The organism is Microcystis sp. CS-574, assembly GCF_028329095.1.
Classification (GTDB): domain Bacteria; phylum Cyanobacteriota; class Cyanobacteriia; order Cyanobacteriales; family Microcystaceae; genus Microcystis; species Microcystis ichthyoblabe_A.
The window spans coordinates 40,556-54,613 of sequence record NZ_JAQMSY010000257.1 but is presented as its reverse complement, the minus strand read 5'-3'; the positions used below and the strand labels follow the sequence as shown (position 1 = coordinate 54,613).

The window sequence follows — 14,058 nt, the reverse complement described above, 5'->3', positions numbered from 1 at the left end:
GTGCTTGGCCGGTAATCGGTATCTGGTTTACGGCAATGGGTGTTAGCACCATGGCGTTTAACCTCAACGGTTTCAACTTCAACCAGTCGATTCTCGATTCTCAAGGTCGTGTAATCGGTACTTGGGCCGATGTGCTGAACCGCGCTGGTATCGGTATGGAAGTAATGCACGAGCGCAATGCTCACAACTTCCCCTTAGACTTAGCTAGTGGTGAACAGGCTCCTGTAGCTCTGACTGCTCCTGCTATCAATGGTTAAGTTCTAGTCTGAACGAAAAGGCACTCCCGCGAGGGGGTGCTTTTTTGTTGTTAGAATTATGATATAGCTCAATGTTAAATGGAGTTAATTTTATGATATCCCCTCAAATTATTGAACTGGAACAAAAGTTACGAGACTGTTCTCTTGAAGATAAAAAATGGTTATTAGAACAGTTACATCAACAATTAGGATTGAATGATCAAAAAACAACTAAACAACGATTAATAGATAGTTGGAATGAAGCTTATAGTGATGGGTTGGACGAATCAGAAACTTTGATGTTAGAGGGAATACGCCATCATCAACGCCAATTATCTGAGTAAATATGACGATTTTTCAAGGTGATATTTATTGGATTGATTTAGGAGAACCACAAGGAAAAAAATCAAATTAATTATTCAGGGAATTAAGTTGGTTATTGAACCTCAAGAACTCGAATAATAGGGATTATAAAAGGATTTAAAGAATCCATTAACATAAAAAAAGCATACAGCATCGCCGCTCACGTTTACTTCGGATGTTTAATACTAAATCCGTTGAGTATAGGCTACATATCAGGATAGCCGAACAGCAAAATGGGAATAGATAATCAGTCTTTAATAACCGAATTTAGTACCAGACGCTTAACTAATTAGAAGTAAAAAAATTGTAGGGTTAATTCATGAATTAACCCTACACATCGTTTCCATTCAGACGCTTCACGAATTTGCTAGAGTCATAAACTCTAGTTAACAAAAGTCCAGCGTCCTTCCACTTGACCGTCAAGAAGTTGATGAGTACTTAAATATTCTTCAAGAACACCTTGGCTTGAAGTAGTAACAACTTTAGCGTTAGCTATTTCTTCAGGCGTGAGATTCAAACTCTTCAGTGAATTTTGATAATGATAATCTTGCACGCAGATTACATATAAACGATCAGCCTCTACAGGTTGTTCATTAATACTGAAAGATTCAATTGCTTTCTTAGTATTGTTATAAACTACTCGAACACCTTTGCTGATTTGATAACATTGACTTTCCCCAGGCTTTCTGTTTTCTGGGCGCAGAAAATGGGTAAATACCTTTGTCAGTTGCGCTCCGGTAACTTTAATTTTATAAAGAGAACCATCATAGGGATAAACCTTCTTAAGATCTTCAAGAGTGACCACAGGCCCTAATTCTTTACCTCGTATGGAACCACTACCGACAAGCACGACATCAATCGTATCTATTTCTAAGAAGATATCAGCGATTAAATTACCTAACTCAGTTTCTTGTTCGCGCACGGGATGAGTCAATTTACGATTTAAACGGCTAACAATACGATTGTACTTGCGATCTACTTGTTCTTTGTAGGTATTGATAAAATTTTGCAAATCTACGTCAGGACTAGCTACCTGATCATTAATAGGAATAAGTTCCCATTTCCATTCGACAATGCTGTTCGTATCGTCGTCTACTGTAATATCGAAACGTCCGATCTGATCAGTCCCAACGGCGGCCTGGGTGATTAAAATGTTGTTTACTTGGGCAGGCTGTTCTAAAAGTGTATGAGAATGTCCACCAATGATCATGTCCACCCCCCACTCAGGGTCTAACATAGCCGCTAACTTTTGATCCTCTTCAAAACCAATGTGAGTTAGGAGTATTGTCAAATCAATATCTTCATTTTTGTAGGTATTACAGATCTTACCAACTTCAGCCGCCGCATCTTCTAGTCCAACAAATGTACCAATGCTTTTGTCCAGCTTTAAGGCACTAAGAACCTCTTCGGTGACAATACCAATGAACATAACATCAAATCCATCTACATTGAGGATGATATAGGGGTTCATCAACCTTTTACCGTACTTTTTAATGTACAAGTTGGCATTAACAATAGGAAAGTTTGCCATTTTTTCTAAGAAGAGCAAATGAGGAAAGCCATAGTCTAATTCGTGGTTTCCTAAAGTCACTACATTAGGTGCTAGGTAATTCATAATTTCCATGGTTGATAAGCCTTTAAATTCGGTATCAATCATCGAACCTTGAAGCATATCACCTGAAATAACATAAAGTGTATTTTTTTCCGTTTGACGCACTTGATTGATATAACCAGAAAGCAATGATAACCCGCCGATCAAACCACCTTGTCCAGTTTTAGCCTCCGCTAAAAAGTCGCCGTGCATATCATTGGAATGTAAAATCGTAAACTTTTTGAGTTTTGTTGTAGTTTCAACCATGAGCCTCTCCAGTAGTTTGAGTTGATTAAATGAAAGAGATAGTTTGATTTGGGTACTGCGAACGGTTTAAAGCTTGGCTTTCTGAATACCGTCAGAAGCTTGGTCTGTGATTTCTTCTAGCCGATCCAGAAAAAGTTCAGCTTTTAGCAGTTTAGGCTCTTCGGTTTGTGTTATGCAATGGAGGGGGGTTATAAAGGATAAAACCCTTACACAGAAAGACATTGCTTCGATTTATGCCCCCTGATCGAATCATGCCAAGTAACGAAAAGCCTAAGCTTATAGTATAGCATAACTCGCGCCAATCAGGATGAGAGCATCTCAAAAGCTATTGACAATTGGCCAATTTTGTGATCCTCATGGGCATTTCAGGTGATACAAGTCAATCAAAATAGTTACGAAATCTTAACATTTGGTCGATTTTTGCTTAACAATTGAGATGGCCAATTCTCCTCAAATATGCCTAAATCGCCGACTGGGTAAGCAACTCAGACAAAGTTGATTTTGTCAAAAATTGTTAAGATGCGCCACCTTGTCCTGTACTTAGATTGTGTCTAGCTACTTACAATCGGAAACAATACTTAAACAAAATGGCAATGCTTCAACAGAGCGCTTTTCAATAGGAGATGATATTCTTTTTCGGGGATAGTATAGGACCCAAATCTAGCCAGATGGGGATTTTGCATTTGGGCATCAAATAGACAGAAATCCCGTTCTCTGAGGTGTTCAACTAACTTGACCATGGCTACCTTAGAACCATCGGGAATTTTATAAAACATCGATTCTCCGATAAAAACCCCGCGAATTGCTAAACCTAAAATCCCCCCCGCTAATTGATCCCCTTGCCAAGTCTCGAAACTGTAGGCCCAACCGGCTTGGTGTAATTGCTGATAGATTTGGATTAACTCCGGGGAAATCCAAGTCAGCGAGCGATCGGCACAACCGGCACAAACCCCAGCAAAATCGCGGTTAATAGCCACGGTAAAGCGATTTTGATTCAAAACTCGTTTTAGGGACTTGGGATAGCTAAAACGCTGATCTAGAGGAATAAGAGCGCGATTTTTACTAGAATACCAATCCAATCGCCCCCCCTCATCGGCCATGAGAAAGTAACCGCGTGCGTATCCTTGTATAATAGAGGCGGTATCCACAACTCCCCCCAAGAATTCAGTCTCGTAGCCTGATCATTCTCTAATTATGCCCGATCATCCCGCACCAATTCCGCCTATTACTTTACCACCGATCGAAAATCCCCAACAGGAACAAACTTGGCTGCGCACCGCTTTGCATCGTTGGTTAGATGCGGAATTTATTCCCGAAGCTATTAACGATACTATCGCTGAACGTGCTAGTCAAATTTTTCTGCGTCAGCGTTTGGAAGGGGAAAACGATCTCGGTAACTTGGTGATTGCGATCGTTACCGAGATGCAAGCTTTTGATTTCCGCGAAAGTTTTTATAGTGAATTTGCCATCGCTAACGCCGTTAGTGATTTAATTTTAGATAGTTTAGGGATCGATCGCTGTTGTGGGCAAAGTTAGACAGTTTTTCTCTGCTATTGGAGTTTAATTTCTATTAGCTGCTCTGCTAATTTTTTTGTACGAATGGGGTAAGCTGCACTGCCTATTAGAAATTTTAGGACAAATGATCAAACCCTCTCTTCTCGATCATAGACGGTCTTAACCAGTAATTTAGATAGTCAACAGCTTATTGCTTATTTAAGAAGTTAACAAAATCTTTAATCGACAAGAATTAATTGATAGTTGTTGGGAAGGTTTAATTAATTTCCAACCCAGCGATCTCAGCGATTGTATAGGCTGGTCTGCCTTTAACTTCTTCGTAAATTCGCCCGACGTATTCCCCTAATATGCCAATACTGATCAATTGTACCGAACCCAAGAAAAACACAGCGATCAAGATAGTAGCTAAACCAGTAACAGGAGAGTCGGGTTGCTGTAAGCGCCAGTAGAGAACCAGTAAAGCCATCAACAGGGCAATTAAAGCAGAAAATAAGCCTAAATAAGTGGAAATACGCAGGGGAATCTTAGAAAAAGACACCAAGCTATTAACCGCTAAAGCTAGGGATTTTTTAAAAGTGTATTTGACTTCGCCAGCAAACCGGGGATCCCGCTCAAATTTAACAGCAGTTTGTCGGAAACCAATCCAAGCGCGCAAACCGCGAATATAACGATTCCGTTCTGGCATAGAATTTAATACGTCCACTACCTGACGATCCATCAGACAAAAATCCCCCGTGTCCGCAGGGATATCCACGTCGGCTAATTGTCGCAGCAATCTATAGAAAACGTAGGCAGTTAGGCGTTTAAACCAACTTTCTTTTTTCCGTTTTGTTCTCTGGGCGTAAACCACATGATAACCTGCTTGCCAAGACTCAATCATTTTGGGAATCAATTCCGGTGGATCTTGCAAGTCGGCATCGAGGACAACAATAACTTGACCCCTAGCAAAATTAAGTCCTGCTGTTACTGCTGCCTGATGACCAAAGTTACGAGCAAAGCTAATGTAACAGACCCTAGCATCTCTTTCCTGTAGTTCCCGCATTAATTTTAAGGAACGGTCGCGACTGCCATCATTAATCAGAATCAGTTCCACAGAATCATCTAAACTATCCATGACATCACTGACACGGCGATAGAGTTCTGGAATGGTTTCTTCCTCGTTATAAATCGGGATAATTAGCGAATATTTCGGCATTTTCGAGAGGTTGAACGGACAAAAGCCGTGTTTTTATGGCGGCCGCTACGCTCTAAATATTCTGCTAAAGTATCCCTTTTGTCAACTTAATAGATTACTACTAGACAGTGCCTTTAAATTGCCAAGGAATGATCGAGCGTTGCTTGCCGACGTAAACAATTCCAGTAGGCTGCATAGAGATCCGTCTGTTGACCGCGCAGGGAAGCGATCGCAGGTGCGGCAGGAAAAGGCCAGAGACGATCAAAAACCACTTCCCGATGAGCCAAACGAAACTGTAGCAAATAAACAGAAGCAGGAGCCTGTAAATTATCCAGTAATTGCGCTGCCAGCCGATATAAAGACTTAAGACTCTCTCTTTCTAGACTAATCGGCTGACTGTAGGCGTTAGGGATCATACCCTCCCCGATTACCTCACCGTATTCTAAACCCTTAGATGTCACCGTGATCGGCAACCAAAGATCCCCAAAAGAAGAATCTCCCTGACTGGTTTTATAGTGCAGGGTATGGGCAACCCAAGCGCGTCTTTCCTCGATATCTCGACAAGCTTGATAAACTTTTTTACCCGGAAAATTCACCCAATTGGGTAATTGAATTGTTAAGGGACACCAGATTAAATTATTTTGGCCGGTTTTACCCGACTCCATTTTTGACCACAAGGAAGCCGTCCCCGTCACCTCCACCGCCAAGGATTTAGGAACCGCATTTTTTAAGGCAATCACCATTTTTTCGGTAACGGGCGATAGCCGAGACATCTGACCACTGGCTTGAGCTTCGGCATTAACGAGAATGATAACTTTGTCCATTTCTTCTTGTGGGTTGGGTAAACTTGAACGATCAGCGGTGAGGTTGGTTAAGAATGCGAACTGACTGGGGTTCAATGCTTCTGTAGTCGCCATGGCAAAAGCTATTTCTCTGGATTTTAGCGAATTATACAAGAGCGCAACTATTTTTTACGGATTTTTTCAACAGCAACCAGATTCAAGGCGTGATTTTGCTGCTCCCCCTCATAGAATACCTTAAGTAATCAGTGATCACTAATCAGTGATCAGTGAACTGAAAACTCAACTCTGAATAACTGGTAACTGATCACTGAAATTACTCGTCTTCGGCGAAAATAAAGCGAGTTAGTTCACTAGGATCGGGTTCGGGGCTAGATTCGGCAAATTTAACCGCTGCCTCGATTTCAGCTTGAATTTTCTCCTCGATTTCTTTTAATTCTTCTCTCGTGGCCAGATCTCGCTCGTAGAGGTAGGCGGCAAAGCGAGTGATCGGATCTCTTTCGCCCCAGAATTGTTTCTCGTCAGCACTGCGTAACTCGTCGGGATCTGCTAGAGAGTGACCCCGGAAACGATAGGTTAAGGCCTCAATCAAAGTCGGCCCCTCACCGGCGCGGGCGCGGGCCACGGCTTCTCTGGCGGCGGCATGAACGGCGACCACATCCATACCGTCCACTTCCACACCGACCATACTAAAAACACTGGCTTTTTTATAGATTTCTGGTTGAGAAGTGGCTCGATCGTGGGCCATTCCGATCGCCCACTTATTATTTTCCACCACATAGATAATCGGCAACTTCCAGAGGGCGGCCATATTCAGACACTCAAAAAACTGGCCATTATTACTCGCCCCATCCCCAAAGAAACAGACCGTTACCTGATCGGCACTGGCATCACCCATGGCTTCCCGACGGTATTTACTTTGAAAAGCCGCCCCGGTAGCGACGGGAATCCCCTCGGCCACAAAAGCATAACCCCCTAAAAGCTTATGTTCGGCGGAGAACATATGCATGGAGCCGCCCCGTCCTTTACTACAACCAGTAGCTTTGCCGAATAACTCCGCCATTACCTCTTGAGCGGGAACTCCGGCACTGAGGGCGTGGACGTGATCGCGATAGGTGCTAGAAACGTAATCTTCTCCCTGACGCAAGGCTTTAATAATACCGCTAGATATCGCTTCTTGACCGTTGTAGAGATGGACAAAACCGAACATTTTGCCCCGATAATACATTTCGGCGCATTTATCTTCAAACATCCGCCCCAAAACCATATCCTCGTATAGGCGAAGACCTTCAGCTTTGGTGATAATGATGGAAGCAGGATTAAAGGTTGGTAAAGTACGTTCGGAAATCATAGGGTCTGTAGTATCATTTAGACAACAAAAAGGCAAGGGGAGAGGAAGCGGTAGATTTTTCGAGAATTCTGGCAGTGAATTTTTTGGTCTTAAACCAAGGGGTTCTTGGTATTTTCTCTCTCAAATCTAATCTTAGTCAGTCAGAGATTGGCTAGGATAAGATGGTATCTTGTTATTTTACTCGCTCCGCTCTCACTTACATCATTTAATTCACTAAGGACTCTCCAGAGTTGAGGTACAGCTAACCGTGCGAATTCCTCTTGACTACTACAGGATATTGGGAATCCCTTTTCAGGTGAATGCCGAGCAGATTGATTTGGCCCACGCCGATCGGGGACGGCAATTGCCACGTCAAGAATACAGTCAAACAGCGATCGTTGCCCGTCAGCACTTGTTAGATGAAGCTTACCAAGTGTTAAGTGATCCGGATCGCCGTCGTGATTACGATGCCCAATTTTTCGCTCCCAATCCCCTGCTTCTCAACCCAGATAGCAGCGCCGAAAACCTCGATTCTCAGGGTGGGGAGGTGGCCGCCGCTTCCTCAGAATATCCCACTCCCCAGATTACCATTGCCCCCGCCGATCTGGTGGGAGCTTTGCTCATCCTGCAAGAGTTGGGAGAATACGAGTTAGTGATTCGTTTGGCTGAAACTTATCTAGATTTGGAGCCAACTACTCGCCCAGATATGATCTTAACCTTGGCTTTGGCCTACGGGGAATTAAGTCGGGAATATTGGCAGGATAAAAATTATGAACAGGCGGCCAGCACCGCAGCCAAAGCCTTGATCTGCTTGGAACAAGAACAAATGTTCCCGCAAGTGGCTGGCGAGATTCGTCATGATTGCGATCGCTTGCGTCCCTACCAGGTTCTGGAATTGTTATCCCAAGAAAAAAACCCCGGTCTTGCCCGTCAGCGGGGCTTAAATCTCTTGGAGGATATGTTGGCCGCTCGCGGTGGCATCGATGGCCAGGGCGACGATCGCTCTGGGTTGGGGGTGGATAATTTTTTACGCTTTATTCAACAGTTACGGGTTTATTTGACTCAGGCCGAACAGGAGAAAATCTGGGCAAAAGAGGCAGAACGCCCCTCGGCGGTGGGTAATTATCTGCTGGTTTATGCCTTGATTGCCCGCGGTTTCGCCCAAAAACAACCCGCCGCTATTGTGGCAGCCAGCGATCGCCTGCAGCAATTACAAAAACATCAGGATGTCTCCATCGAGCGCTCGATCTGCGCCCTGCTGCTCGGTCAAACCGAACAAGCAAGCACAATTTTAGAAACAAGTCAAGAGCAAGAAATATTAAATTATATTAAGGAACAATCTGGGCAATCTCCCGATCTTCTACCTGGGTTATGTCGTTACGGTGAGCGTTGGTTACAAACAGAAGTTTTCTGCCATTTTAGGGATTTAGTCGAGCGGAAAGCCTCACTCAAAGAGTATTTTGCCGAGGAAGAGGTACAAAATTATTTGGAAGAATTGTCAGGTTTTCCTGACGAAAAAGTTCCCGTGTCAGTTCAAGAAAAGGTTGGGGAACCTTTAGAATCGGAAGTAAATGTTCTCAAAACCCACACCCCCCCCACCCATTTAAACCCAGTGCCAGGAGCGACACCGATGAGGGAATCTGCTTATTCTTCCCATTCTCGTCCCCAAAAACCGTCTTTAGCTAGAGCTAACGGTGAGCGGACAGGCACTGCTGTACCTGCCCTGAGAGCCACCCCTCAGCAGGAAACTTTCACCCCCTATACTCAGGGCAGTGTGGTGGTGACAGCAGCCGATCGTCAACCGGCACTTAATCCCCCCCGTCGTCGTCCTAGTCGCTCGCGCCACCCAGCAGCGGGCAACTCCGGGCCAGCAGCCGTAGAAACGGTAAAAACTGCCCTAGTCGCACCGAAACGGAGACGACCAGTCCGCAGAAAACTACGACTCGATCGAGTGGCGATATTGGGAGTAGGATTAGTGGGAACGCTCGTGGTTTTGTCCTTGGGGGTAAAGGCAATTGTCGATAGTCAATCTCCTTTGGCAGCCTTGCAAGGGGAACAGTTACCGATTTCTTTAAATACTCCCATACTAGAAATTCCCTCGGCTAACGCGGAGGTGATGGAAAGGACTCCCTTAGACAAGGAAAAGGCCAAGGAGACGATTCAAGCTTGGTTAGCAGCAAAATCGGCGGCTTTTGGCAGTGAACACCAAAAAGAGCCATTGAAAGAGGTTTTAACGGGTTCAGCTTTGGAAATTTGGCAAAAACGGGCGGCGGCTTTACAGGGAAATAACTATTGGCGCTACGATCATCAAGTGGATGTGCGATCGGTCACTAATAATGCCAAAAATCCTAATTTAGCGACGGTGGAAGCGACAGTCAACGAAAAGGCCATGTATTTCGATAATGGCAAGGAAATTGTCAATCGTTCCTATAATGAGTCCTTGAAGGTGCGCTATGATTTGGTACGGCAAGGAGATAAATGGTTGATCGAAAAAACCCAAGTCTTACCCTAATTTTTTCCGATTAAATCCCCAAAAAACCTCGGAATTATGAATTGGGAAGTGGGGAGATGGGAGATGGGAGCAGGGGGAAAAAAACTGATAACTGAGGACTGACTCCCCTAAACGAAAACTTTGTACCTCACTATTAAGATAACTTCTATATCTTTAGACTGATAAATGCTCGATTCTCTTAATATTTTTTAACATAAAATCTGCTCTTTGATTGCTGTAATTGGTTCCCTAGAAGTCAAGCTAATGAGTTATAATCGTAGGTAGGGATCCATAGTTCTTAGAGGAAAAAAGCGGGGCAATCTCAATGTTTTGCTCACCCACAAGACCATGATTTTGATCTTTTAAAAATCTCGCATAAGTCTTTAAGAACTTTTAAAATCAGCATTCACACAGGAGGGATATTATGACAGGTAAGAGTAAACGCGGTTTTGCCTCTATGGATCAAGCTAAACAAAGGGAAATCGCTAGTAAAGGTGGTAAAGCTGCTCATCAAAAAGGGACAGCCCACGAATTTACCTCCGAAGAAGCTCGCGAAGCGGGACGAAAAGGTGGTGAAGCGGTTAGCCGAGATCGGTCCCACATGGCAGCTATTGGACGGGAAGGGGGCAAAAATTCTCACAAAGGCAGTCGCAAAAACTTAAACTCCGGGGAAAATTCCCCAGTCAACGAGTCTATAGGTGAAAATTCCTCAGATTTTGGCAACTCGGAAGCAAATAGTTGACTTTGGTTGACTTTTTCTGGGACTGAGAGGGTTTTGGCAGCAATTCTCATTTTAAGGTTTCATGACATAAAAAGCCTTATAACAAGAGGGTTGTACAATTCTTAACAATTTTAGTGATCGCTGAAACGGCGCAAAATCGTTCTGAATTTATTTTTGCTAGGGTTTTGGGGTGTTGGGGTTTTTAGTTAAATTCCCCATTCCCCCATTTCCCCATCCCCAATAAATACTTTAAGGTTCGATACTGACAATCCAAGTACCGACGTAGAGACGGACGGGAATATTGCCAGAGGCAGTCACATCACAGGTAAAGTAATAAGTGCCTAATTCGGGATTTCTGACATTAGACATGACGATTTCAACTTTGCTGGTGGGATCGATCGCTTGTTCGGGGACAATTTGAATAACGCGACTATCCTTATCCCAAACCACTTCCTTTAAAGGTAAAGATTTGCCGTTGATGCGTACCTCGATTTTATTGGTGTCAAACTGGCCGTTAAAATAATCGGGATAGGAAATAAAAAAAGCTGAAGCCCCTTGGGAGAGTTTTTTCGCGGGAATATAGAGTTTATAACGATCCATTTGCTTGGGACGACCGCCAAATTGCAAAAAATAATCTAAGATATCCTTGCGATCGACTCCACTAAAAATTGTTAGGCCGGGGTTGCCATTGGCTAAAGTTATTTTTGGTAAAATAATTCCCGCACCCACCCCTAAGGATAGAGCGATCAAAGCGGGTGTCCTAGCATATTTAATTACTTTTGTCAAGAGTTTTAACATAAATTTCAATCCAAGGTGAGGGGGATGGTGATGGCTGCAAGGAGCCGAATACAGTTCAACTCTAACAAAACTCGCTCGTTTCTTACCTAGACCTTTGCCAGTCCGATAAGTGTCTTGGTTAACGCTTCATCGCTCGTGCCATATCCCGTTGATCCTGACGACGTTTTAAATCTTCGCGTTTATCGTGTAATTTCTTGCCTCTACCGAGGCCAATGCTGATTTTTACCCAACTACCTTTAAAATACATCTTCAAAGGCACAAGAGTTAAGCCTTTCTGTTCCACTTGACCGATGAGTTTGCTGATTTCCTTTTTGTGCATCAACAATTTTCTCGTCCGGCGCGGATCGTGATTAAAATATTCGCTACTCTGTTCGTAGGGGGAAATATGAACATTAATTAACACCGCTTCACCATTGCGGACTAAAACGTAACCATCCCGCAGGTTTACCTTACCAGCGCGCACAGATTTAACCTCGGTCCCCAGCAACTGCACCCCCGCTTCAAAAGTCTCTAAAATCTCGTAGAGATGGCGTGCTTGCCGGTTATCAGTGATAATTTTGATTTTGTCGTCTTGATTGGCCATATAGTCAAGTGAAAAGTGAAAAGTAAAAAAGCGATTGGTAGAGGCAGTATCGGCTAATTATCTCGATTTTTCCATGTCCTTATCTTTATATCTTACTCGTTCTTTTGCTCTCTGGGGACTGACTGCTGGTGGCTCTTTGGTGATCACCGGCCTTGTCAGGGGGAACGAGAAGGGGGAAAATGAGAGCAGTGTTAAATTTTTATGAAGTTTGGTTCTGTGGACAAAATTCGTACTGTTTCCGATAGTAAGCGTGATTTTTATACTCGCCACACCCGCCCCATCAATTCGGTGTATCGGCGCGTGGTTGAGGAATTATTAGTCGAGATGCACCTGCTCTCTGTTAATGTAGATTTCCATTATGATCCAATTTATGCCCTTGGTGTGGTTACTTCTTTCGAGAAGTTCATGGAAGGCTATCGTCCGGGGGAAGATAAACCGAATATTTTTAATGCTTTGTGCCAAGCGGTTAACGGTAATCCCGAAGTCTATCGTCATGATGCCGAAAATATGATCGCTATTGCCAAAGAAACTAATATTGATTCCTTGCTTTCCCAACTGCAAAACCCTGCCCTAGGTGGTAACAATCAGTTGTCTGATAGTTTAGTTTCGGTGATTAATGCGCCCAAGTTTAAGTATAGTCGCCTGTTTGCCATCGGTCTTTATACTATTTTAGCCGAAGCACAACCAGACATAATCAAGGAAAAAGAAAAACGCGAACCAATTTTGCAAAAATTCTCAGAAATTCTGCATCTCTCCAGCGAAAAACTGCAAAAAGACCTCGATGTTTATCGCGGTAATCTCGATAAAATGGATCAGCTGCTCAAGGTTATCGAAGATGCTCTAGAAGCGGAAAAGAAAAAACGTCAACAAAAAGAACAGGAAAAACAAACCACCCTGCAATAAAGGCTCTCAACCGGAAATTACCGCGTGCAGACAAGGGAATAGGGAACAGAAAAAGGATTAAATCGGCTCTCTTTCTTTACTGTTCCTTCTGACCTCGTTCTACAATTAGGATCGGCAACCCTCAATATTTATTTCCCGTGACTAACTCCTCCATCACCGCACCCGTAACCGATATTTTGGCAAAAGCGCGGTCAGGGGCAAATTTATCGGCAAAAGAAGCGATTATCTTGCTAGAAACTACCGATAACCGTTTAATTGCCCGGATTCGGGAAACGGCCGACTTTTTGCGTCGTCAACAGGTGGGAGATACCGTCACCTACGTGATCAATCGCAACATTAATTTTAGTAACATTTGTGAGCAGCATTGCAGTTTTTGTGCATTCAGACGCGATGAAAATGAAGAAGGGGCCTTCTGGCTTAATTTAGAGGAAATTATCGCTAAAGCGGCGGATGCTGTCCATCGTGGGGCGACGGAAATTTGTATGCAGGGAGGATTAAACCCAAAAGCCAAGATTAAGGGCAATTCCTTAGACTATTACCTCGAAATTGTTAAAAACCTGAAACAAGCCTTTCCCAACCTGCATTTACACGCTTTTTCGCCTCAAGAAGTCCAATTTATCGCTAGGGAAGACGGTTTAAGTTACGAAAAAGTTATCGCTTCCCTGCAAGAAGCAGGAGTGAATTCTCTACCGGGGACGGCTGCCGAGGTGTTAGTCGATGAGGTAAGACGGGTAATTTGTCCAGAAAAAATCGATGCCGCCACTTGGTTAGAAATAGTCGGTATTGCCCATCGCTTGGGGTTACATACCACCAGTACCATGCTCTGCGGTCATATTGAAACCCCTAGTCAACAGTTGCAGCACCTTGAAAAAATTAGAAAACAGCAAGAAATCGCCCTAGCAAATAATTATCCGGCTAAAATCACCGAATTTATTTTATTGCCTTTTGTGGGACAATCGGCCCCCAAACCCCTGAGAAATCGAGTCGGACGGGATCAACCAATTTTAGCCGATACATTAAAATTAACAGCAGTGGCGCGGATTTATCTGGGCAATAGCATTAAAAATCATCAACCCAGTTGGGTAAAATTGGGCTTACAGGGGGCGACAGAAGCCTTAAACTGGGGTTGCAACGATCTCGGTGGTACTCTCATGGAAGAACATATTACCACTATGGCCGGGGCCCTGGGCGGTACCTGTTTGACCGTCGAGGAGTTAGAAACGGCGATTAAATCCCTCGATCGCCCCGCCCGTCAACGGGATACAATCTATTAGAGTCTATTTAAC

14 protein-coding genes are annotated in these 14,058 nt (G+C 43.7%); 7 read left to right on the top strand and 7 right to left on the bottom strand.

Translation table 11 applies throughout. The features are described 5' to 3' along the window. Positions 1-257, top strand: a 257-nt coding sequence (locus PN470_RS21295) for a hypothetical protein (protein WP_272105047.1), incomplete at its 5' end; no start/stop codon positions are given. A 92-nt stretch (positions 258-349) separates the two neighbouring features. Beyond that, positions 350-580: a hypothetical protein gene (locus PN470_RS21290; protein ID WP_043997424.1), complete on the top strand. Its 231-nt coding sequence runs from the start codon at positions 350-352 to the stop codon at positions 578-580. A 401-nt stretch (positions 581-981) separates the two neighbouring features. Here PN470_RS21290 and PN470_RS21285 read toward each other — a convergent pair whose 3' ends face one another. Together PN470_RS21285 and aat are read right to left on the bottom strand one after the other, a co-directional pair. Beyond that, positions 982-2,457: a bifunctional metallophosphatase/5'-nucleotidase gene (locus tag PN470_RS21285; protein WP_002786872.1), complete on the bottom strand. Its 1,476-nt coding sequence runs from the start codon at positions 2,455-2,457 to the stop codon at positions 982-984. 578 nt (positions 2,458-3,035) lie between these two features. After that, positions 3,036-3,617, bottom strand: a complete 582-nt coding sequence (gene aat, locus PN470_RS21280) for a leucyl/phenylalanyl-tRNA--protein transferase (protein ID WP_271935699.1) — start codon at positions 3,615-3,617, stop codon at positions 3,036-3,038. 34 nt (positions 3,618-3,651) lie between these two features. Here aat and PN470_RS21275 point away from each other — a divergent pair, with 34 nt between their 5' ends. Further along, complete coding sequence (locus PN470_RS21275; protein WP_002731952.1) at positions 3,652-3,993, top strand: hypothetical protein; 342 nt, start codon at positions 3,652-3,654, stop codon at positions 3,991-3,993. Between the two features lie 235 nt (positions 3,994-4,228). Here the strand turns inward: PN470_RS21275 and PN470_RS21270 are convergent, their stop codons facing one another. From PN470_RS21270 to pdhA, 3 genes are all read right to left on the bottom strand, one after another. Then, positions 4,229-5,167, bottom strand: coding sequence for a glycosyltransferase family 2 protein (locus tag PN470_RS21270; protein ID WP_103113086.1), 939 nt, complete (start codon positions 5,165-5,167; stop codon positions 4,229-4,231). Positions 5,168-5,280: 113 nt separating this feature from the next. Continuing rightward, the gene (locus PN470_RS21265; RefSeq protein WP_103113085.1) at positions 5,281-6,063 is read right to left on the bottom strand and encodes a hypothetical protein; all 783 of its coding nucleotides are present in this window, start codon (positions 6,061-6,063) and stop codon (positions 5,281-5,283) included. A gap of 199 nt (positions 6,064-6,262) precedes the next feature. Then, positions 6,263-7,297 carry a pyruvate dehydrogenase (acetyl-transferring) E1 component subunit alpha gene (gene pdhA, locus PN470_RS21260; protein ID WP_002733307.1) on the bottom strand — a complete coding sequence of 345 codons (1,035 nt, stop codon included), beginning with the start codon at positions 7,295-7,297 and terminating at the stop codon, positions 6,263-6,265. Between the two features lie 247 nt (positions 7,298-7,544). Here pdhA and PN470_RS21255 point away from each other — a divergent pair, with 247 nt between their 5' ends. Next, a complete protein-coding gene (locus tag PN470_RS21255) occupies positions 7,545-9,788 on the top strand; it encodes an IMS domain-containing protein (protein ID WP_272105046.1) in 2,244 nt (747 codons plus the stop codon). A 403-nt stretch (positions 9,789-10,191) separates the two neighbouring features. After that, positions 10,192-10,509 (top strand): KGG domain-containing protein, encoded by a 318-nt coding sequence (locus tag PN470_RS21250; protein ID WP_002732376.1) that lies wholly within the window; start codon positions 10,192-10,194, stop codon positions 10,507-10,509. A 228-nt stretch (positions 10,510-10,737) separates the two neighbouring features. On the opposite strand, the gene PN470_RS21245 is transcribed toward PN470_RS21250, so the two are convergent. Next, positions 10,738-11,286: a DUF2808 domain-containing protein gene (locus PN470_RS21245; RefSeq protein WP_002754207.1), complete on the bottom strand. Its 549-nt coding sequence runs from the start codon at positions 11,284-11,286 to the stop codon at positions 10,738-10,740. A 118-nt stretch (positions 11,287-11,404) separates the two neighbouring features. Beyond that, positions 11,405-11,869, bottom strand: coding sequence for an SsrA-binding protein SmpB (gene smpB / locus PN470_RS21240; RefSeq protein ID WP_002732921.1), 465 nt, complete (start codon positions 11,867-11,869; stop codon positions 11,405-11,407). A gap of 216 nt (positions 11,870-12,085) precedes the next feature. On the opposite strand from smpB, the gene psb29 reads away from it, so the two are divergent. Together psb29 and cofH are read left to right on the top strand one after the other, a co-directional pair. Beyond that, complete coding sequence (gene psb29 / locus PN470_RS21235) at positions 12,086-12,772, top strand: photosystem II biogenesis protein Psp29 (RefSeq protein WP_180995430.1); 687 nt, start codon at positions 12,086-12,088, stop codon at positions 12,770-12,772. Between the two features lie 137 nt (positions 12,773-12,909). Further along, positions 12,910-14,046 (top strand): 7,8-didemethyl-8-hydroxy-5-deazariboflavin synthase subunit CofH, encoded by a 1,137-nt coding sequence (gene cofH, locus PN470_RS21230; RefSeq protein WP_103113082.1) that lies wholly within the window; start codon positions 12,910-12,912, stop codon positions 14,044-14,046. Positions 14,047-14,058 lie beyond the last annotated feature (12 nt).